At 56.0% G+C, this 20,329-nt stretch carries 16 protein-coding genes; 8 read left to right on the top strand and 8 right to left on the bottom strand.

The window, feature by feature from the left end:
- Positions 1-3 precede the first annotated feature (3 nt).
- Entirely contained in the window at positions 4-1,191 is a 1,188-nt protein-coding gene (locus ETG88_RS06040) for an MFS transporter (protein ID WP_129034938.1), read from the bottom strand.
- Between the two features lie 116 nt (positions 1,192-1,307).
- Here ETG88_RS06040 and ETG88_RS06035 point away from each other — a divergent pair, with 116 nt between their 5' ends.
- Positions 1,308-2,264, top strand: coding sequence for an AraC family transcriptional regulator (locus tag ETG88_RS06035; protein ID WP_129034937.1), 957 nt, complete (start codon positions 1,308-1,310; stop codon positions 2,262-2,264).
- Positions 2,265-2,275: 11 nt separating this feature from the next.
- Here ETG88_RS06035 and ETG88_RS06030 read toward each other — a convergent pair whose 3' ends face one another.
- Positions 2,276-3,658: a carbohydrate porin gene (locus ETG88_RS06030; RefSeq protein WP_129034936.1), complete on the bottom strand. Its 1,383-nt coding sequence runs from the start codon at positions 3,656-3,658 to the stop codon at positions 2,276-2,278.
- Positions 3,659-4,073: 415 nt separating this feature from the next.
- On the opposite strand from ETG88_RS06030, the gene ETG88_RS06025 reads away from it, so the two are divergent.
- Entirely contained in the window at positions 4,074-5,771 is a 1,698-nt protein-coding gene (locus tag ETG88_RS06025; protein ID WP_129034935.1) for an alpha,alpha-trehalase, read from the top strand.
- A gap of 60 nt (positions 5,772-5,831) precedes the next feature.
- Here the strand turns inward: ETG88_RS06025 and ETG88_RS06020 are convergent, their stop codons facing one another.
- Positions 5,832-7,934, bottom strand: coding sequence for a TonB-dependent siderophore receptor (locus ETG88_RS06020; protein WP_129034934.1), 2,103 nt, complete (start codon positions 7,932-7,934; stop codon positions 5,832-5,834).
- A 118-nt stretch (positions 7,935-8,052) separates the two neighbouring features.
- A complete protein-coding gene (locus ETG88_RS06015) occupies positions 8,053-8,307 on the bottom strand; it encodes a GlsB/YeaQ/YmgE family stress response membrane protein (protein WP_100779849.1) in 255 nt (84 codons plus the stop codon).
- 207 nt (positions 8,308-8,514) lie between these two features.
- On the opposite strand from ETG88_RS06015, the gene ycgR reads away from it, so the two are divergent.
- Positions 8,515-9,246, top strand: a complete 732-nt coding sequence (gene ycgR, locus ETG88_RS06010; protein WP_100779848.1) for a flagellar brake protein YcgR — start codon at positions 8,515-8,517, stop codon at positions 9,244-9,246.
- A gap of 36 nt (positions 9,247-9,282) precedes the next feature.
- On the opposite strand, the gene emtA is transcribed toward ycgR, so the two are convergent.
- On the bottom strand, positions 9,283-9,894 hold the full coding sequence (gene emtA / locus ETG88_RS06005; RefSeq protein WP_100779847.1) for a membrane-bound lytic murein transglycosylase EmtA: 612 nt from the start codon (positions 9,892-9,894) through the stop codon (positions 9,283-9,285).
- A 111-nt stretch (positions 9,895-10,005) separates the two neighbouring features.
- On the opposite strand from emtA, the gene ldcA reads away from it, so the two are divergent.
- On the top strand, positions 10,006-10,920 hold the full coding sequence (gene ldcA / locus ETG88_RS06000) for a muramoyltetrapeptide carboxypeptidase (RefSeq protein ID WP_129034933.1): 915 nt from the start codon (positions 10,006-10,008) through the stop codon (positions 10,918-10,920).
- A gap of 97 nt (positions 10,921-11,017) precedes the next feature.
- Positions 11,018-12,754, top strand: a complete 1,737-nt coding sequence (locus tag ETG88_RS05995) for a potassium/proton antiporter (RefSeq protein WP_100779845.1) — start codon at positions 11,018-11,020, stop codon at positions 12,752-12,754.
- A 41-nt stretch (positions 12,755-12,795) separates the two neighbouring features.
- On the opposite strand, the gene dadX is transcribed toward ETG88_RS05995, so the two are convergent.
- Positions 12,796-13,866: a catabolic alanine racemase DadX gene (gene dadX, locus ETG88_RS05990; RefSeq protein WP_102103948.1), complete on the bottom strand. Its 1,071-nt coding sequence runs from the start codon at positions 13,864-13,866 to the stop codon at positions 12,796-12,798.
- Positions 13,867-13,878: 12 nt separating this feature from the next.
- Complete coding sequence (locus tag ETG88_RS05985; RefSeq protein ID WP_102103949.1) at positions 13,879-15,177, bottom strand: D-amino acid dehydrogenase; 1,299 nt, start codon at positions 15,175-15,177, stop codon at positions 13,879-13,881.
- 323 nt (positions 15,178-15,500) lie between these two features.
- Between ETG88_RS05985 and ETG88_RS05980 the strand changes: the two genes are divergently transcribed.
- Complete coding sequence (locus ETG88_RS05980; RefSeq protein ID WP_100779842.1) at positions 15,501-17,033, top strand: SpoVR family protein; 1,533 nt, start codon at positions 15,501-15,503, stop codon at positions 17,031-17,033.
- A gap of 104 nt (positions 17,034-17,137) precedes the next feature.
- Here ETG88_RS05980 and fadR read toward each other — a convergent pair whose 3' ends face one another.
- Complete coding sequence (gene fadR / locus ETG88_RS05975; protein ID WP_100779841.1) at positions 17,138-17,857, bottom strand: fatty acid metabolism transcriptional regulator FadR; 720 nt, start codon at positions 17,855-17,857, stop codon at positions 17,138-17,140.
- A 201-nt stretch (positions 17,858-18,058) separates the two neighbouring features.
- Here fadR and nhaB point away from each other — a divergent pair, with 201 nt between their 5' ends.
- Both nhaB and dsbB read left to right on the top strand, forming a co-directional pair.
- On the top strand, positions 18,059-19,597 hold the full coding sequence (gene nhaB / locus ETG88_RS05970; protein WP_107703383.1) for a Na(+)/H(+) antiporter NhaB: 1,539 nt from the start codon (positions 18,059-18,061) through the stop codon (positions 19,595-19,597).
- A 144-nt stretch (positions 19,598-19,741) separates the two neighbouring features.
- On the top strand, positions 19,742-20,272 hold the full coding sequence (gene dsbB / locus ETG88_RS05965) for a disulfide bond formation protein DsbB (protein WP_100779839.1): 531 nt from the start codon (positions 19,742-19,744) through the stop codon (positions 20,270-20,272).
- Positions 20,273-20,329: the final 57 nt, after the last annotated feature.

Below are 20,329 nucleotides of genomic sequence, written 5' to 3'. Positions count from 1 at the left end.
CCGTTATTCCGCTTTGACACGAACGCCCATCAAGACAATTACCATTGCGCTCACCAGCAGCAAGCCGCTTCCGGCGAATACCCCGCTGGCACCGTTGAGATCAAACACCGCCCCGCCGCCTGCCGCACCGGCACCAATCGCAAACTGAATCGACGCCACCAGCAAGCCACCCGCACTTTCGGCTTCGTCCGGCACCGTGGTCGCAAGCCAGGTCGACCAGCCCACCGGCACCAGGCCAAAGGCAAAGCCCCACAGCGCCACCAGCAGCCCGTCGAGTATCGCCAGATGGCCGTATGCCACCATGATCAGCGCCAGAACGCCCATTGCAAACGGCACCAGCGCCAGCGTCAGACGTAAATTGCGCGCCAGCAGATGCCCGGCAATCGAGGTGCCGACGAAATTGGCGAGGCCAAAGCCCAGCAGGATCAGCGAAATGCTCTCGACGCTCGCCTGCCCGACGGTTTCAAGGAACGGGCGCAGGTAGGTAAAGAAGGCAAAGTGACCGCTAAAAATCAGCACCGTGGCTAATAGCCCGCCGATCATGCCAGGGCGGCGCAGCACGCGCAGCAAGGTCCCGAGACTGCCGCTGCTCTCCGGTTTCATTGACGGGAGCACCCACAGTTGCCAGAGCAGCGCCAGCATGCTCGGCAGAATGCAGAGGATAAAGACGTTACGCCAGCCGATCAGGCTGCCCAGATAGCTGCCGAGCGGCGCGGCGACCACGGTTGCGATCGACACGCTGGAGAAGATCACCGCCAGCGCTTTCGGCACTTTATCGGCCGGAACCAGCCGCATCGCCGTGGCCGTGGACATTGCCCAGAAGCCGCCGATAGCGATGCCTAACAGCAGGCGTCCCATCAGCAGTACCTGCAAATTGGGCGCAAAGGCCACCAGCAGGCTGGAGATAATTTGCAGCACAGAGAAAAACATCAGCACCCAGCGGCGGTCGATACTTTTGGTGGCGGGCGTAATCAGCAGCCCAGTCACCAGTGCGACCAGCGCCGTTGCGGTCACCGCTTGCCCGGCCATCCCTTCACTGACACCGAGACTGGCAGCCATCGGCGTTAACAAACTGGCCGGTAAAAACTCCGCCGTAATCAGGCCAAACACCCCCAGTCCCAGTGAATAGACCGCTCGCCAGGCGGGTTTTGCGGGCGCTATGGCCTCGCTCGCCGCAATAGTTGAATTCATCTGTTGCTCTCCCGTTAGAAAAATGTGACAACCGTCGCAAAAGCATAGAGCGTTCCCCCTGGACGATCTATGACATATAATCTTCACTTATTGATAATTCGTCCGGAGTTGTGCCCATGACCGTTCAGTCGCCCGATTTAATCAGTGAGCTTTTACGTGGAATGCGTCTCTCCGGCGTGAAGTACCGCCGGATCGAGGCCAGCGCCCCTTTTGGCGTGGCGTTCACCCAGGCCCCCGGCAAGGCGCAGTTTCATTTCGTCAGCCACGGTTCAGCGGTGCTGCGCATGGAGAGCGGCGCGGTGTTTACCCTGAGCAGCGGCGATGCGCTGTTTATTCCCAACGGCAATGCCCACGCCCTGCTGTCGGATGAAAATGCCACCGTCACCCCGGTGTCGGCGTTTCCCAGCGAGCCGATTTGCAACTCCGTGTGCGCCATCACCTGCGAGGCGTGCCCGGAAAGCGAAAACGTGGTGATATTCAGCGGATGTATGGATTTTGAGCTGGGCGGGATGCAGCCCCTGATCAAAGCGATGCCGGAAGTGATGATGGTGAGCCGTCTGATGTCGACCTGGCCGGAGATCCACCCGCTGCTGGCGGCGATGGAGCGGGAATCCATGACCCGGCAGGTCGGTTTCGCCGGGATTCTGGCGCGTCTCGCCGATGTGGTGGCCGCCCTCATCGTGCGCGGCTGGGTGGAAGCGGGCTGCGGAAAAGCCACGGGCTGGGTGCAGGTACTCCGCGACCCACGTCTGAGCCGTGCGATTTATGCCATGCACCAGCAGCCGGGCGTCAACTGGAGCGTGGCGGAGTTGGCAAAAGAGGCTGGTACTTCACGTTCGGTCTTTGCCGAGCGGTTTTTATCCGCCACCGGCACTACGCCTGCCAAATATTTGAGTGAACTCAGGATGCGCCTCGCCATTCAGTACATTCGGCATGAACATCAGGCGATTGAAACCGTGGCGTTGCGGCTGGGATATGGATCGCTGGCGGCCTTTAGCCGGGCGTTTAAACGCATCGTCGGCCATGCGCCGGGAACCCTGCGGGAAACCAGCCAGACCCCCGAAGAGGTCTGACTGGCTAGGCGTCAGAAGTAGTACTTAAAGCGAACACGGCCGCCGTAGCGATCGTCGTTGTTATCAGCGCCCTTATTCGGATGCGCCTCCACCCAGGAGGCGTACGCCCCGAGATAGATATTAAAGTTCTTCATATTCATCACGTTCGGGATGAGATACGACGCGTGAAGGGTATGAATATCGTAATCGCCTGGATCGGTTATCCAGCAGTCGTTATCGCAGTTATCGTACACATTCGCGGAGTTGAATTTATCCACCTCGTTGTGGGCGTAAATGTAGCCCAGCTCGATGTTGTGCCACAGGGCGTTAGTCCCCGCGGTAAAATCGGTTTCATCCGTGGCATCCATGTAAGCGGTATTCAGGTTCACCACAACGCCGTCTTGCGGATCGGTTTGCTGCCCATTCCAGGTCATCGTGAAACCGTAACCGGTGCGATCGGACTGATCGACCCACTGCCCTGACGCGTCACGATAGCCGTAGGCGTTGTTGACGAGGTTACTCTCCATCGCCACCGCCGTTGAGAAGCGTCCGCTCTGCCAGGCGATGACCGGGCGGATATAGGCCACGTTTTTGTCGTTATCGAGATTGATGCCGTGATACTGCTTGTCGACAAAGAGCGTGCTGCCGTCTTCCAGCAGCGTGTTGACCTCGAAATACCAGTTATCCAGGGTTTTGCTCATCAGGAAGTTGCCACCGCTGTCGCTACGTCCCCGGCCCTCTTTCATCATGTAGATATAGCCGTAGCCGTCGCTGTAGAGATCGTTGGCCGTATTCCCGGAATATTCGATAAAGGTATCCTGATTGAGCGGGAACATATCGTAGGCTTCAAAACGCCCGACTTTGATCTTCCAGTTATTCTCATTGCCGAAGAAGAATACGGCATCATCGAGATTCATTTTGCCGGTGAGATCTGCCAGCGGCTGCACCGAGAATCCGGCAAAATTACCGTCATCCATTCGACGATAACCGTCAAAGCCTAACAGCAGACGCCCGTTAATATCCCAGCGTTCATTATTTCCCGATGCCCAGTCTTTATTCGCACTGGTTTTTATCGACGTCAATGCACCGCTCCTGCTGGCCGCATCCATGTTAAATTCGACGTCGCCGTAAAATTTAATATCGCCGTAGCCAGAAAGCGTCAGTTTCGGTAACGCCGACGCGGTGACCGGCTCGGCTGATTCCACCGCCACGGTCGGTTCTGTTTTGGCGACGACCGTCTGCTGTTGCTGTAATTGCTCAATTTGCGCTTCGGCCTTCTCCGCCCGGCTTTCAGCCTTTTCCAGGCGTGCTTCCAGCTGTGCAAGTTTCTCTTCCAGAGTGGGCGCGCGGTGCGCAGCATATCCTCCCGCCGAGCAAATTACGCTGACGGCTAACACAATCAACTTTATTCTCATGGATTCCTTCCTGATAAATTACTGCGGCCAATAAACAGCGATATTTCGCCTAATTGTGCCCGACGGTTCCATTACGTTTTTTCATCCGTTAATTATGTTTTTTAATTTATGTGATCGCTAAGAAGTGTTTCTTCATAAAAACGGCAATAAATAATGCACGCGATCACATTTGTAATTAGTGAGAGCCTTAATTCATTCAGGCTTATTCAATCACATTACCTATTAAGAAATTAAAAACAATAAACAGCAGATATATATTAACGCTTTATTACTGATTATTCCTGTGTGGGTAAAGAGTCTGGTTTTGCGAAAAATGGGATATTCGACACGCGAAAACGGCCATATTCGTCTAAGGTTTTCAGGTGATTGACGGCAGCGGCGACGCTGCTCGCGAGAATAAAAAGGAGAAAAACCGATGACGAGAACTGAAATGCGCCGTCCTGCACGCCTGCCGCTGGCGCTGCGTGTGGCACTGGGGGGCGCGATGCTGAGCGTCGCCGCACTGAGCTTCGCTGATGAGTTACCTTCCACACAAAAACAGTCGCCGGATATTCTGCTCGGTCCCCTGTTCAGTGATGTGCAAAGCGCTAAGCTGTTCCCCGATCAAAAAACCTTCGCCGACGCGGTGCCGAAAAGCGATCCCCTGATGATTCTGGCGGATTACCGTATGCAGCATCTGCAACGCGGATTTGACCTGCGCCATTTCGTCGAGATGAATTTTACCCTTCCTGCTGAAGGCGAAAAATACGTTCCGCCTGCCGGACAGAGCCTGCGCGAGCATATTGATGGCCTGTGGCCAGTGCTGACGCGCACCACCGATAAAGCCGATAAGTGGGATTCGCTGCTGCCGCTGCCGAAACCTTATGTGGTGCCGGGTGGCCGTTTCCGCGAAGTCTATTACTGGGACAGCTATTTCACCATGCTGGGGCTGGCCGAGAGCGATCACTGGGACAAAATCAGCGATATGGTGGCCAACTTCGGCTATGAGATCGACACCTGGGGCCATATTCCCAACGGCAACCGCAGCTACTATCTGAGCCGTTCGCAGCCGCCGTTTTTCTCCCTGATGGTCGAACTGCTCGCCACGCACGATAAAGAGGCGCTGAAAACCTATCTGCCGCAGATGGAAAAAGAGTACACCTACTGGATGGAGGGTGTGGAGACGCTGCAGCCGGGTCAGGCCAACAAACGGGTAGTGAAACTGGATGACGGCGCGATTCTGAACCGCTACTGGGACGATCGCGACACGCCGCGTCCGGAATCCTGGCTCGATGACGTGACCACCGCCAAAAACAACCCGAACCGTCCAGCGACGGAAATCTACCGTGACCTGCGCTCCGCTGCCGCCTCCGGCTGGGACTTTAGCTCCCGCTGGATGGACGATCCGCAAAAACTTGGCACCATTCGTACCACCAGCATTGTGCCGGTAGATTTGAACGCCCTGCTGTTCAAAATGGAAAAATTGCTCGCCAAAGCCAGCCAGGAATCAGGCGATACCGAGCGCGCAAACCGCTATGAAACTCTGGCCAACGCGCGACAAAAAGCGATCGAGAGCCATCTGTGGAATGACAAAGAGGGCTGGTACGCCGATTACGATCTGAAGAGCAAAAAGGTACGTAATCAGCTGACTGCCGCCGCCCTGTTCCCGCTGTACGTCAACGCCGCCTCCAAAGAGCGGGCCGATAAAGTGGCGAGTGCCACCGCGTCACGCCTGTTGAAACCGGGTGGCGTGACTACCACCACTATCAACAGCGGCCAGCAGTGGGACGCGCCAAACGGCTGGGCGCCCTTGCAGTGGGTGGCGGCCGAAGGGCTGCAAAACTACGGTCATAAGAAAGTGGCGATGGATGTCACCTGGCGCTTCCTGACGAACGTGCAGCATACCTACGACCGCGAGCAGAAGCTGGTGGAGAAATATGATGTGTCGACCACCGGCACCGGCGGAGGCGGCGGTGAGTATCCGTTGCAGGACGGTTTCGGCTGGACCAACGGCGTGACGCTGAAAATGCTTGATTTAGTCTGTCCGAAAGAGAAACCGTGCGACAGCCTGCCGGCGACTCAGCCTGCGGCGAACGATGATGTGGCGCCTGTGCAGAAGAGTGCCGCGCAGTAGGATTGTTCGGCTGGTACTCTCACCCTCTCACGCAAGAGAGGGTGAGACATCAGAGGAAAATCAGAAGCTGTAGCTCGCCCCCACCTGAACCGTGCGGTCGCGGCCAATCCAGCAGTTTGTCGCGTCGTAGCAGGTAAACGTCTCTTTGTTGGTGATGTTCTGCGCGCTGGCTTTCAGGGTTAGCCCGGCCAGCGACGGCAGAACTTCACCCATCTGATAAGAGGCGGCCAGATCGTACTGCGTCGTGCCGCCCAGTTTACCCTGATCGTTGGTCGGCGCGATCTCCATCGGCCCGGTGTAGCGTGCGCCTGCGCCGAGGTTCAGCCCTTTCAGCGGCGTGCTGTCGAAGGTGTAGTCCCCCCACAGGTTAAAGGCGTTTTCCGGCACCTGCGTCGGGCGTTTCCCCTGGTATTTATCATCTTCCGTGTTGATCGCGTGGGTGTAGGCGTAATTGGCGATCAGCGTCAGGTTATCCGTCGGACGGCTGACGGCAGACAATTCCGCCCCCTTCGATTCCACTTCACCGGTCTGACGATAGTTCAGGAAGCCCGGATCGGTCGTGACCACATTTTTCTGGCGAATGTTAAACACCGACGCGGTAAAGGTGGTCGCGTACTCTTCCAGCAGGTATTTCACCCCGCCTTCCACCTGTTTGCTGGTGGTTGGCTTGACGTTTTTAGCGGTCAGCGTGCCCTGCGGTGAAACGGGCGCAAAGCCTTCGGAGTAGCTGATAAACGGCGAGATACCGTTTTCAAAGGCGTACAACGCCCCCAGACGTTTAGTGACGCGATCCTGCGATACCCAGGCTTTGTCACCGTTTTGCAGATAGTCGGTGGTGACGGAGCGATAGTCGTCGTAGCGCAGGCTGCCGAGCAGATTCAGCCCGCCGAATTCGATCTGATCCTGCAGGTAGTACCCGTTTTGCTGATAGCTCAGGCGATTTTTCTGCGCGGTGTAGAGACCGAGCGAACCGTCGTTGACCTGCGTGTAGTCCGGGTTACGCATTTCGATACCCGGCGTATTCGCCGCATAGCGATAGTGGAAGTGGGAATTGAGCTTCTGGTAGTCGAAGCCTGCCAGCAAATGGTGCTTCCAGTCGCCCAGCTCCAGCGTTTTGGTGACCTGGTTATCCATGTTGAAACTCTGCAGGTCTTCATCGGTGGTGTAAGCAAAGCGGTTTAGCTCGTACACGTTTGCGCCTGGCCCTGTGGAGTAGATGCTGCGCTGGTGCGTATCCACGTCGAAATAGCGCGCTTTCTGACTGAAGCCCCAGCCGCTATCAAACTGGTGTTCAAAGCTGTAGCCCAGCATCCACTGGCGCTGTTTGAAACCGCTCCATTCGTCGCCTGCATAATCGCGGCGATCGGCATATTTGGAACGCAGATACGAAAGCGGAAGCGGGTTAGACGGCGTCAGGCTTGGGCTGTTTTGTGCGAGCGCATCAAGGGTCAGGCGCGTTTTGCTGTCTGGCTGCCAGGTCACGGACGGTGCCACCAGGTAGTTTTCCGTGCGCGTGGTGTGCGGCTGATCGTCGCCTTCCGTCGCTTTGCCCAGCAGACGATAGTCCCAGTCGCTGTCGGCAATCTGCCCGGTGGAATCGAGATAGCCCTCTTTCAGATTGCGCGTCCCGGTGTTAAAGCCCACTTCCGTTTGCGCGGTTTTTTGCGGCTTTTTGCCCTGAATATTGACCAGCCCGCCCGGCGAGCCGCCGCCGTACAGCACAGAGGCGGGGCCTTTGAGGATGTCCACGCTCTCGATCAGCTGCGGATCGATGCGCGCTTTGGTGTTCCCGGTGACATTGTAGGGCAGCTGCAGACCGTTGTAATACTCCTGCTCGACGGTGAATCCGCGGATCTTATATTCACTCATATAGGAGGTATTGCCGCGCACTTCCGTCGACACGCCCGGGGCATAGCGCAGGATTTCGTTGACCGAATTCGCGTGACGCTGTTCGATCTCCGTGGCGGAAATGGTGTTGATGACCTGCGGGGTTTTACTCTCGGCAACGGCTGATTTGGTGGCACTGTTTGTCCACTCAGGAAGCTGGCTGCCCTGTTCTGATCCGGTCACGAGAATGGTTGATTCTTCCGCAAACGCGCAAGTCTGCAACGCCAGTGTGACCGCGCCTGCCAACGCACATACTGCAAAACGCGAGGTGTTCATAGTGTCGTCTTATTATTAGATGATATAAAGAACGACAATTATTCTCATTTCGATTAACAAAGCAATATGCGGACAAAAAAAACGGCCCTCAGGGAGAGCCGTTTGCGTTTTTAGCGGTTTATGTGCGTCTGAGCAGTCTGAAAATCGCAAGGACGACGATGGCACCGACCACCGCCACCAGGAAGCTGTGCAGGTTAAATCCGCTGACGCTGCCGCCGACGCCAAACATGGTCGCCAGCCAGCCGCCGACAACCGCACCGATAACCCCCAGCACGCAGGTCAGAATGAAGCCGCCACCATCACGCCCCGGCATAATGAATTTTGCGATCACGCCGGCGATAAGACCAAAAACAATCCAGGCGATAATACCCATAGCGATGCCCTCTTGCAGATGAAATGCATGCGCTGAAAATGTTTCGCGCAAGTGACTTAAGTATAGGTCACTGCGCTAAAACCGTTTTTTCTCACCGACTTAATTCCCTCTCATTTTTGAAAAAAAATCACCGGTTTGTATTAAGTTCTGACGCCCATTGCCGATACTTCAGGGACAGTCCGTCAGACAACCGAGGAGCCATTCGGCGTGAGTAATTACAGTGAGCAGTTCCTGAAGCAAAATCCGCTGGCTGTATTAGGGGTATTACGCGACCTGCACAAGGGCGAAGTGCCGGTGCGCATCAGCTGGGCGTCGAACCAGTTTATCAGTAAGATTCTGGAAGCCACTCCGGAGCGTCTGGTCATCGACCTCGGTAGCCAGGAGTATGAAAACCGGGCGGTACTGCGCGCAAAAAATCTTTCTGTGATGGCGGAAACCAAAGGGGCAAAGGTTGAGTTTGTCCTGCCTCATGTGGAACAAGGTGATTATCTCAATCTGCCCGCTTTTATCACCCCGCTGCCGGAGAGCCTGTGGTTTGTCCAGCGTCGGGAATATTTTCGGATTAACGCCCCGCTGCACCCCTCCTATTTTTGTAAGGCCAGAATGCCGGACAAAAAAGAGATTCGCTTTCGCCTGTTCGACCTGTCGCTCGGCGGGATGGGCGCGCTGATGGACACACCACGACCGGACGGACTGGTGGAAGGGATGCGTTTTTCACAAATCGAACTGGATATGGGCGGCTGGGGACGTTTTTACTTTGATGCGCAGCTGATTGCCATTAGCGAACGCAAAGTGGTGGACAGCAAAAATGAGACCATCACCACACCACGACTCAGTTTTCGCTTTCTGAATGTCGGGCCTGGGGCCGAAAGGGAGCTTCAACGTATTATCTTCTCGTTAGAGCGAGAAGCGCGAGAACGTGCGAATAAGGTTCTCTGAAGGCGCCGGACAGCATCTCGCTGCCCGGCCAGGGCATTACATGGCGTCCATCGCTTTCTGAACTTTCCAGATGTAGCGTGGAGCCTGTGGTGCCGGATGGTTGTTCACCACATGCTCAAAGAATTCGTCTTTGTCCATGCCGTTAATTTCATTGATGGCCTTTTTGCGATCCGACGAGAAGGTTCGCAGCAGCGCCCCCGCCCCGTTCACATACGACACTACCAGCGCATACTGCATCACTTCGGGATCTTCGATGCCTTTCAGCACACCGTGTTCCAGAATGCTCAGATACGCGGTACCCATGGAGATATTACGCTCCGGGTTTTTCAGCTCGCTGGTGGACGGCTGCCCGCTCCAGCCCATGTAGCGGTAAACTTCACGCCCGGCGGTGGAGGCTTTCAATTGCATTAAGCCCACTGCATTTGATTTGCTGACCAGCGTCGGGTTGCCGCCGGATTCGACTGCAATAATGGCCGTCACCAGTCGCGGACTGACGCCCCACGCTTTCCCGGCCTTTTCGCTGATCGGCATCCACTGCATGGCACGTTTGACAGGGACTTCCGGGTTCCACGGCGGATTTTGATAATCCTGTTTTGAACTACAGCCCGCCAGCAATACAATCAAAAAAGCAAACCATCTCAATTTCACGTCATCTATCCTTATAGCCGATCATCGCGGTTACGCATCCGCCCCTTGAAGCAGACCGCATACAGGCGGCATGATATAGGCATTTAGTTTCTCATTCAGCAAGGATTTGCCATGTCTCAGTTTCATCTTGTTGCCCCGTCCGGCTACTGCATTAATCAGGACGCCGCCCGGCTTGGCGTAACGCGTTTAGAGGCATCCGGCCATCGGGTGGATAATCAGACGATCATCCCCCGCCGTCTGCAGCGTTTTGCCGGGACTGAGCAGCAAAGAGTGGCTGATATCAACGACCTGGTCACCCTCGAAGGCGAAAACCAGATTATTCTGGCGGTGCGCGGCGGGTATGGCGCGAGCCGTTTGCTGGAGACCATCGACTGGGCCGGGCTTGCCCGACGCCAGCAGCAGGACCCGCTGCTGATCTGCGGTCACAGCGATTTCACCGTGATACAGCTTGGTCTGCTGGCCCTGCATAACGTCATCACCTTTAGCGGGCCGATGCTGGCGGGGAACTTCGGCGCACCGGAGTTGAACCGTTTTACCGAGGAACATTTCTGGCGCGCCTTGAAAAATCCAACGTTTAGCGTGGAGTGGCAAGGCAACGGCCCGCAGTGTGAGTGCGAAGGCCAGCTGTGGGGCGGCAATCTGGCGATGCTGGTGTCGCTTATCGGCACGCCGTGGCTGCCGCAAATTGAGAACGGCATTCTGGTGCTGGAGGATATCAACGAGCATCCGTTCCGCGTCGAGCGCATGCTGTTGCAGCTGATGCACGCCGGTATTCTCGGGCGTCAGCGCGCGGTTGTGTTAGGCAGCTTCAGCGGCGCGACGCCGAACGATTACGATGCGGGTTATACGCTGGAAACCATGATCGATTACCTGCGCTCGCGCCTCGACATTCCGGTGATCGACGGGCTGGCGTTTGGCCATGAGCAGCAAACCGTCACCCTGCCGCTGGGCGCTCAGGCGACGCTTTGGCACTCGCAGGCGGACAGCCGGTTAACCCTGCATGGTCATCCTGTCTTAAAGGCATAAAAAAGCGGTTTAACCACCTCAATAAAACGCTGTTTTTGTCGTTAATATGATAGGGTTTTATTATCAGCAACAACATTGAGGTGGGAGTAAGACAACATTGGATGCCGCAGCGATAATCAGTCTTTTCATTCTGGGTTCCGTATTAGTAACCTGCAGTATTTTATTAAGTTCATTTTCATCGCGTCTCGGCATACCTATCCTTGTTATCTTCCTGGCCATCGGCATGCTCGCGGGCATCGATGGCGTCGGCGGGATTCCATTCGATAATTATCCCTTTGCCTACATGGTGAGTAACCTCGCGCTGGCGGTGATTTTGCTGGACGGCGGGATGCGCACCCAGGCCAGTTCGTTTCGCGTCGCCTTAGGCCCAGCCCTGTCGCTGGCAACCGTCGGCGTGCTGATCACCTCCGGCCTGACCGGTATGATGGCCGCCTGGCTGTTTCATCTGAATATCATGGAAGGATTGCTGATTGGCGCGATTGTCGGCTCGACGGATGCGGCGGCGGTGTTCTCCCTCCTCGGCGGCAAAGGGCTGAACGAGCGTGTCGGCTCGACGCTGGAGATTGAATCCGGCAGCAACGACCCGATGGCGGTGTTCCTGACCATCACCCTGATTGAGATGATCCAGCAGCACGAATCCGGCCTGAGCTGGATGTTTGCCTGGCATATTCTCCAGCAGTTTGGCCTCGGGATTATCATCGGCCTTTCCGGCGGCTATCTGTTGCAGCAGATGATTAACCGCATCTCCCTGCCCGCCGGGCTGTACCCTTTGCTGGCGCTTAGCGGCGGTATTCTGATTTTCGCCCTGACAACGGCGATGGACGGCAGCGGTATTCTCGCCGTTTATCTCTGTGGCTTTCTGCTGGGAAATCGCCCGATTCGCAACCGCCACGCCATTTTGCAGAACTTCGACGGCCTGGCCTGGCTGGCGCAAATCGGCATGTTCCTGGTGCTGGGGCTGCTGGTGACGCCGTCCGATCTGCTGCCGATTGCCATTCCGGCGCTGCTCCTCTCGGCGTGGATGATCTTCTTCGCCCGTCCGCTGTCGGTGTTTGCCGGGCTGCTGCCGTTCCGGGGGTTTAACCTGCGCGAGCGTATTTTTATCAGTTGGGTGGGCCTGCGCGGGGCGGTGCCGATCATTCTGGCGGTCTTCCCGATGATGGCGGGGCTGGATAATTCACGGCTGTTCTTCAATGTCGCGTTCTTCGTGGTACTGGTGTCGCTGCTGTTCCAGGGTACGTCCCTTGGCTGGGCGGCGAAAAAGGCCAAAGTGGTGGTGCCACCGGTTGGCCTGCCCGTTTCGCGCGTGGGGCTGGATATTCATCCGGAAAACCCGTGGGAGCAGTTTGTCTATCAGCTGAGCGCCGACAAATGGTGCGTGGGCGCGTCGCTGCGCGACCTGCATATGCCGACGGAAACGCGGATTGCCGCGCTGTTTCGCGATAACGCTCTGCTGCACCCGACGGGCAGCACTCGCCTGCGCGAGGGCGATATTTTGTGCGTCATTGGTCGTGAGACCGATTTGCCTGCCCTCGGGAAGCTGTTCAGCCAGTCACCGCCCGTGGCGCTGGATCAGCGGTTCTTCGGTGATTTTATTCTGGAAGCGAACGCCAAATTTGCCGACGTGGCGCTGATTTACGGCCTCGACGAGGGGCTGGAGTATCGCGATAAACAGCAGACGCTGGGTGAGATTGTGCAGCAGCTGCTGGGTGCCGCGCCGGTCGTGGGCGACCAGGTGGAGTTTGCCGGGATGATCTGGACGGTGGCCGAGAAAGAGGATAACGCGGTGCGCAAGGTGGGCGTGCGTCCGATGGAGGACGAGGGGTCAGAATGATGTTTTGCCGGGTGGCAACAACGCCACCCGGTATTTTAACGTTACACCGTCACTACTGGCACTCTCGGGGCCAGTGCCGTTAACATTTCATAGCCTACCGTTCCCGCTGCCGACGCCACGTCATCGACTTTCACCTCATTCCCCCACAGCTCTACCGGCGAACCGATGCCTGCCTGCGGGCATGGGGTTAAGTCCACCGCCATCATATCCATTGAAATGGTGCCAACGGTGCCGGTACGCACACCATCGACCCACACCGGCGTGCCGGTTGGCGCAAGACGTGGATAGCCGTCAGCATAACCGCCCGCCACGATACCAATACGCTGTTCGCCTGAGGCACGATAGCGGCTGCCGTAGCCCACCGTATCACCCGCTTTCAGCGTCTGAATGCCGATGATTTCACTGCGCAGGGACATAACCGGTTTCAGCCCGCTGTTGGCGATGTCCTGCCACTGGCCGGACGGCGACGCGCCGTAGAGAATAATGCCCGGACGTACCCAGTCGTAATGGGCTTCCGGGTGCCAGAGCGTGGCGGCGGAGTTTGACAGCGAACGGGCGCACTCCAGCCCTTCTGCCGCCTGATTGATGCGCACCATCGCCTCGGCAATGCCGTCCGGTTTTTCGGCATCGGCAAAGTGCGCCATCAGTGTCATCTCACCGACATTTTTCAGGGCGCGCAGCTGCTGCCACATCGTATGCACGCGCTCGGGCTGGAAGCCTAAGCGGTTCATGCCACTGTTGACCTTGAGATAGATATCCAGCGGTGCATGCAATTTTGCGTTTTGCAGCGCTTTGATTTGCCAGTTGCTGTGCACGCTGGTGGTGAGTCGGTACTTGTCCAAAAGCGGCAGTTCATCGGCGTGGAAGAAGCCTTCGAGCAGCAGAATCGGCCCTTTCCAGCCGCGTTCGCGCAGCAGGATCGCCTCTTCCAGATTCAACAGCGCAAAACCATCGGTGGCGCTCAGCGCGCTCCAGATGGACTCAATTCCGTGGCCGTAGCCGTTGGCTTTCACCACCGACCATACGCGAGAGCCCGGCGCAGCACGGCGGACAATCTGCAGGTTATTTTTTAACGCCTGCAGATCCAGCTGAGCCAGAATAGGACGGGACATGACAGCTCCTTGTTAATTATGCGCGCCATGCAGATGCTGCGGGCGAGATGGCGTAAATCCGGATTGATAGCGCGCGGCGCTTAAATCATCAAACGGAATTGCCGGGGTGCGGCCCGAGATCAAATCGCTCAGCAGTTGCCCTGAACCGCAGGCCATGGTCCAGCCCAGCGTGCCGTGGCCGGTGTTAGTCCATAAATTCTTAAACGGCGTACGGCCGACAATCGGCGTGCCGTCCGGCGTCATAGGACGTAATCCGGTCCAGAACGTGGCCTGTTCGACAAAGCCCCCGCGCGGGAACAGATCGCGAACCACCATCTCAAGCGTTTCGCGGCGCGGTTGCAGCAATTCCGTGTTAAAGCCGACAATTTCCGCCATTCCGCCGACGCGGATCCGGTTATCAAAGCGGGTGATGGCGATTTTGTAGGTTTCATCAAGAATAGTTGAAACAGGCGCGCCGTTGTCCTCTTTCACCGGAATGGTGAGGGAGTAGCCTTTCAGCGGATAGACCGGAATATCCAGCAGGCCCTTCAGCATCGCCGTGGAGTAGGAGCCAAACGCCATTACATAGGCGTCGGCTTTGATCACTTCGTCGCCGCACTTCACGCCGTAGATTTTTTCGCCTTCTGACAGCAGCTTATCGACCGAGGTGTTATAGCGGAATGTCACGCCCGCCTGTTCACACATCTTCGCCAGACGCTGAGTAAAGAGCTGGCAGTCGCCCGTTTCATCATTTGGCAGGCGCAGCCCGCCCGTCAGTTTGTGTGCCACTTCTGCCAGCGCCGGTTCAACCTGCGCCAGCTGGCTGGCTTCGAGCAGCTGATACGGCACGCCAGCATCTTCCAGCACGGCGATATCGCGAGTGGCGTTTTCATACTGCTGCGCGGTGCGGAACAGCTGCAATGTGCCGCCCTGCCGCCCTTCGTATTCGATGCCGGTGGTGTTGCGCAGTTCTTTCAGGCAGTCGCGGCTGTACTCTGCCAGGCGCACCATGCGGCCTTTATTTTCCATGTAGTGGCGAGTGTCACAGTTGCGCAGCATCTGCCACATCCACTTGAGCTGGAATTGCGTGCCGTCGAGGCTAATCGCCAGTGGCGCGTGACGCTGGAACATCCATTTGATGGCCTTCAGCGGCACGCCCGGTGCCGCCCACGGCGCCGCATAGCCTGGGGAGATCTGCCCGGCGTTGGCCGCGCTGGTCTCCAGTGCCGATCCCGGTTCGCGATCGATGACCGTCACCTCGTGTCCCGCCTGACTTAAATACCAGGCGCTGGTGACGCCGACAACCCCACTTCCCAGTATGACAACACGCATAGCCACTCCGTTATGTGCAAAAGAACAATCTTCTAATTACAGATTGATAACCTAGTTGAAAATATTATTCAACATACGACTTTTTTATGGTGACTTAACTCACATCTTCCCCAGCCAGCGGGGATGGCGCTTATTTAGGATCTTTTACTGCGCGCTCTTTTTAACCAGCAGAAAATTCTGCGAGATAGCCGTTTTCTCCGGGATCAAAAATCGGAAATCGCAAAGAAAAAATTTCTGCGTCAGCACGCTTTTCAACGCGTTGTTCTATGCTTGAAAAGAGGTTCTCCAGACTAGAGAGAGCTATCAACAACGAGGGCGCGCTAATGGCTACACTTGACTCAATGAACAAGGACAGCACTCGTCTCAGCGATGGACCCGACTGGACCTTCGAGCTGCTGGATGTCTATCTGGCCGAAATCGACCGGGTGGCGAAGCTGTATCGACTGGACACCTACCCGCACCAGATCGAAGTCATTACCTCCGAACAGATGATGGACGCCTACTCGAGCGTCGGGATGCCGATCAACTACCCGCACTGGTCGTTCGGTAAAAAATTCATTGAGACCGAGCGACTCTACAAGCACGGCCAGCAAGGGCTGGCGTATGAGATCGTCATTAACTCCAATCCCTGCATCGCCTATCTGATGGAGGAGAACACCATTACCATGCAGGCGCTGGTGATGGCGCACGCCTGTTACGGGCACAACTCGTTCTTCAAAAATAACTACCTGTTCCGCAGCTGGACCGATGCCAGTTCGATTGTCGATTACCTGATTTTCGCCCGTAAATACATCACCGAATGCGAAGAGCGCTACGGGGTGGACGAGGTGGAAAAACTGCTCGACTCCTGTCACGCGCTGATGAATTACGGCGTGGATCGCTACAAACGCCCGCAAAAAATCTCCCTCCAGGAGGAGAAAGCGCGGCAGAAAAGTCGCGAAGAGTATCTGCAAAGCCAGGTGAATATGCTGTGGCGCACCCTGCCGAAACGCGAAGAGGAGAAAACGATCGCCGAAGCGCGGCGTTATCCGTCTGAGCCGCAGGAGAACTTACTCTACTTTATGGAAAAAAATGCGCCGCTGCTGGAGCCGTGGCAGCGTGAAATCTTACGCATCGTGCGTAAGGTGAGTCAGTATTTTTATCCGCAAAAACAGACGCAGGTGATGAACGAAGGCTGGGCCACGTTCTGGCATTACACCATCCTGAACCACCTGTATGACGAAGGCAAAGTGACCGAGCGGTTTATGCTCGAGTTCCTGCACAGCCACACTAACGTGGTCTTCCAGCCGCCGTATAACAGCCCGTGGTATAGCGGGATTAACCCCTATGCCCTCGGCTTTGCGATGTTCCAGGATATTAAACGCATCTGTCAGTCACCGACGGAAGAGGATAAATACTGGTTCCCGGACATTGCCGGTTCCGACTGGCTGGAGACGCTGCATTTCGCGATGCGCGACTTTAAAGACGAGAGCTTTATCAGCCAGTTCATGTCACCGAAAATCATGCGTGATTTCCGCTTCTTTACCGTTCTGGATGACGATCGTAATAATTATCTGGAGATATCGGCGATTCACAACGAGGAAGGCTACCGTGAGATCCGCTCGCGCCTCTCCTCTCAGTACAACCTGAGCAATCTGGAACCGAATATCCAGGTGTGGAACGTGGATTTACGCGGCGATCGCTCTCTGACGCTGCGCTATATTCCGCACAACCGTGCGCCGCTGGATAAAGGCCGCAAAGAGGTGCTCAAGCATGTGCATCGCCTGTGGGGCTTTGACGTGTTGATGGAGCAGCAAAACGAGGACGGGAGCGTGGAACTGCTGGAGCGCTGCCCGGCGCGGGGAAACACGCTGTAATCGCATTGCCGGGTGGCGACGCATCTTCCCCGGCTTTCGTATGACTCATCTTCAGGCCCTTTAAGCGGGCAAAAAAAAGCCTCTCAATCGAGAGGCTTTTTCTGTTAATGACCGTGAATCGCTAAATCGCCCGGCAGATTTTTCTGCATCCGGTGCCAGATCTCGCCGCTGTCATGGCCGTAACGACGCACCGTTTCATAGACCTGATCGTGCTGGCCTTCGGTGCAAAGCTGGCTTAACTTGTGGTAGAAACCGAGCGCCAGACTGCGCGCTTCCGGATTGGCGAAATAGTGGCGACCAATGCGGGTGTACAGCCCTTTCATGCCGTTAAGGATCAATCCATAAATCGGATTTCCCGACGCAAACGCCAGGCCACGGAAGATGTTGTAATCGAGGGTCGCAAACGCATCCGCGTGATCGTCAACCGCCGTCGCCGTCGCCAGCACTTCCAGCGCCTTTTCAGGATGCTGACGGAAGGCAGTACGGATAAAGATGGTAGAAATGTTGGTGCGCACCGACAGCAAATTATCGATCAGCTGTGGAACGCTCTCGTGATCGAGACGGGCGAGCGTTTCAAGAATGTTCAGACCCGACGTTTCCCAGAAGTTATTCACTTTGGTCGGTTTGCCGTGCTGAATCGTCAACCAGCCATCACGCGCCAGACGCTGAAGAACTTCGCGTAAAGTGGTACGTGTTACGCCAATCAGTTCAGACAATTCACGTTCAGCGGGAAGAATCGTTCCAGGAGCGAAACGGTTATTCCAGATGCTTTCAATGATGTACTCTTCAGCGAAACCCGCCGGGCTTTGCGCCTTTATGACCATAGTGAGATTTCCATTACACAGCTTTAACTAATTCACTCATCATACCAGAGGCTGACAGTGGCAGATAGCGCAGCGACGCGGGAAAAAAGGGATCACCGTTTCATTTTTATCAAATACAGCATCCTGGTCGACAGCCGTTATTCATGCAAATTGTGCGTATAATAATGTTTTGCTTAACTTTGGCGAGGAAGGAACTCTCTGGTGGAAATGTCTTACGGACGCGCCCTGTGGCGCAATTTTTTAGGTCAGTCACCCGACTGGTACAAGCTGACGCTGCTCATTTTTCTGATCGCTAACCCTGTGGTGTTTATCTTCTCGCCGTTTGTGGCCGGCTGGCTGCTGGTGGCCGAGTTTATCTTTGCCCTGGCAATGGCGCTGAAATGCTATCCCCTGCTTCCCGGCGGGCTGCTGGCGATTGAAGCGGTGTTTATCGGCATGACCAGCGCAGAGCGCGTGAAAGACGAGCTGGCCACTAACCTGGAAGTGCTCCTGCTGCTGATGTTTATGGTGGCCGGGATCTACTTCATGAAGCAACTGCTGCTGTTTATCTTCACGCGGCTGCTGCTGAGTATTAGTTCCAAAACGGTGCTTTCCCTCTCCTTCTGTCTGGCTGCCGCGTTTCTCTCCGCATTCCTCGATGCGCTGACGGTCGTTGCGGTGGTGATAAGCGTCGCCGTCGGTTTTTACGGCATTTATCATCGCGTGGCCTCAACGAAAACCGAGAGTGATTTGCAGGATGACAGCCAGATTGACGTGCCGAAGCGCGATGTTCTGGAACAGTTTCGTGCGTTCCTGCGCAGCCTGATGATGCACGCGGGCGTCGGCACGGCGCTCGGCGGCGTAATGACGATGGTCGGCGAGCCGCAAAACCTCATTATTGCGAAAGCCGCAGGCTGGAACTTTACCGAGTTCTTCCTGCGCGTGGCGCCGGTGAGCGTCCCGGTCTTTGTCTGTGGGCTGCTGACCTGTGTGTTGCTCGAGAAAACCAAAAGCTTCGGCTATGGCGCCCAGTTGCCCGGCCCGGTTCGCGATGTGCTGCATGAATTTGATCTGAAAAGCCGCAGCCAGCGCACCCGTCAGGAAAAACTGGCGCTGATCGCCCAGGGTATCATCGGCGTGTGGCTTATCGTCGCGCTGGCATTCCACCTGGCGGAAGTGGGGCTTATTGGCCTGTCGGTGATTATTCTGGCGACGTCGTTTACCGGTGTGACCGACGAACATGCGATCGGCAAGGCATTTACCGAAGCGCTGCCGTTTACTGCCCTGCTGGCGGTGTTTTTTGCCATTGTGGCGGTGATTATCGATCAGCAACTGTTCTCGCCGATTATCGACTTTGTCCTGCAGGCGTCACCCGACTCGCAGCTGTCGCTCTTTTATCTGTTTAACGGCCTGCTCTCTTCTATTTCCGATAACGTGTTTGTTGGATCGGTGTATATCAATGAGGCCAAAGCGGCGCTTGAACACGGGGCCATTAATATTAACCAGTTTGAGCTGCTGGCCGTGGCGATTAACACTGGCACCAATTTGCCGTCGGTGGCGACGCCAAACGGACAGGCGGCGTTTCTGTTCCTGCTGACCTCGGCGCTGGCTCCCCTGATTCGTTTGTCTTACGGTCGGATGGTGTGGATGGCGCTGCCGTATACGCTGGTATTAACCGTTGTCGGCTTGCTGTGCGTCAAATTTACCCTCATTCCTTATACGCAATGGTTGTTGCAAATAGGTATACTGGCCGCGCATTAAGTCCCTGAATTCGGGTGGTTCGCTGCCCGGTTTGACTTTCTGCATTATAAACATCCAATTACGTTTTATTTTGCCAGGAGCATCTGGCGCTAAAATCGTTTTGGTTTACACTGCGCTTTCTAAGCCTGTTCCAGGGAAATGATTATGTTGCGATTTTTGAACCAATGCTCTCGCGGTCGCGGAGCGTGGTTATTGATGGCCCTGACCGCCTTTGCGCTGGAAATGGTAGCGCTCTGGTTCCAGCATGTGATGTTGCTGAAACCCTGTGTGCTGTGTATTTACGAACGTTGTGCGCTGTTCGGTATTATGGGTGCAGGGCTGGTGGGTGCGATTGCGCCAAAATCCCCGCTGCGTTATGCCGGGATCGCCCTCTGGTTGTACAGTGCCTGGAAAGGCATTGAGCTGGCGTGGCAGCACACCATGATGCAGCTGCATCCTTCACCGTTCCAGACCTGTGATTTTGCCGCCCGCTTCCCAGGCTGGCTGCCGCTGGACAAGTGGCTGCCGCAGGTGTTTGTGGCTTCCGGTGATTGCTCTGTTCGTCAGTGGGAATTCCTGACGCTGGAGATGCCGCAGTGGCTGGTCGGTATTTTCGTCGCCTACTTCGTGGTGGCGCTGCTGGTACTGATTGCCCAGCCGTTCAAACCGAAAAAACGAGATTTGTTCGGCCGATAAGCACAAACAGCACCCAACAAAAAACCCGCCTCGGCGGGTTTTTTTATGCGTGTTTGG

Source organism: Lelliottia nimipressuralis, from assembly GCF_004115925.1.
Classification (GTDB): domain Bacteria; phylum Pseudomonadota; class Gammaproteobacteria; order Enterobacterales; family Enterobacteriaceae; genus Enterobacter; species Enterobacter nimipressuralis.
This window is presented reverse-complemented; position numbering and strand designations above follow the sequence as displayed.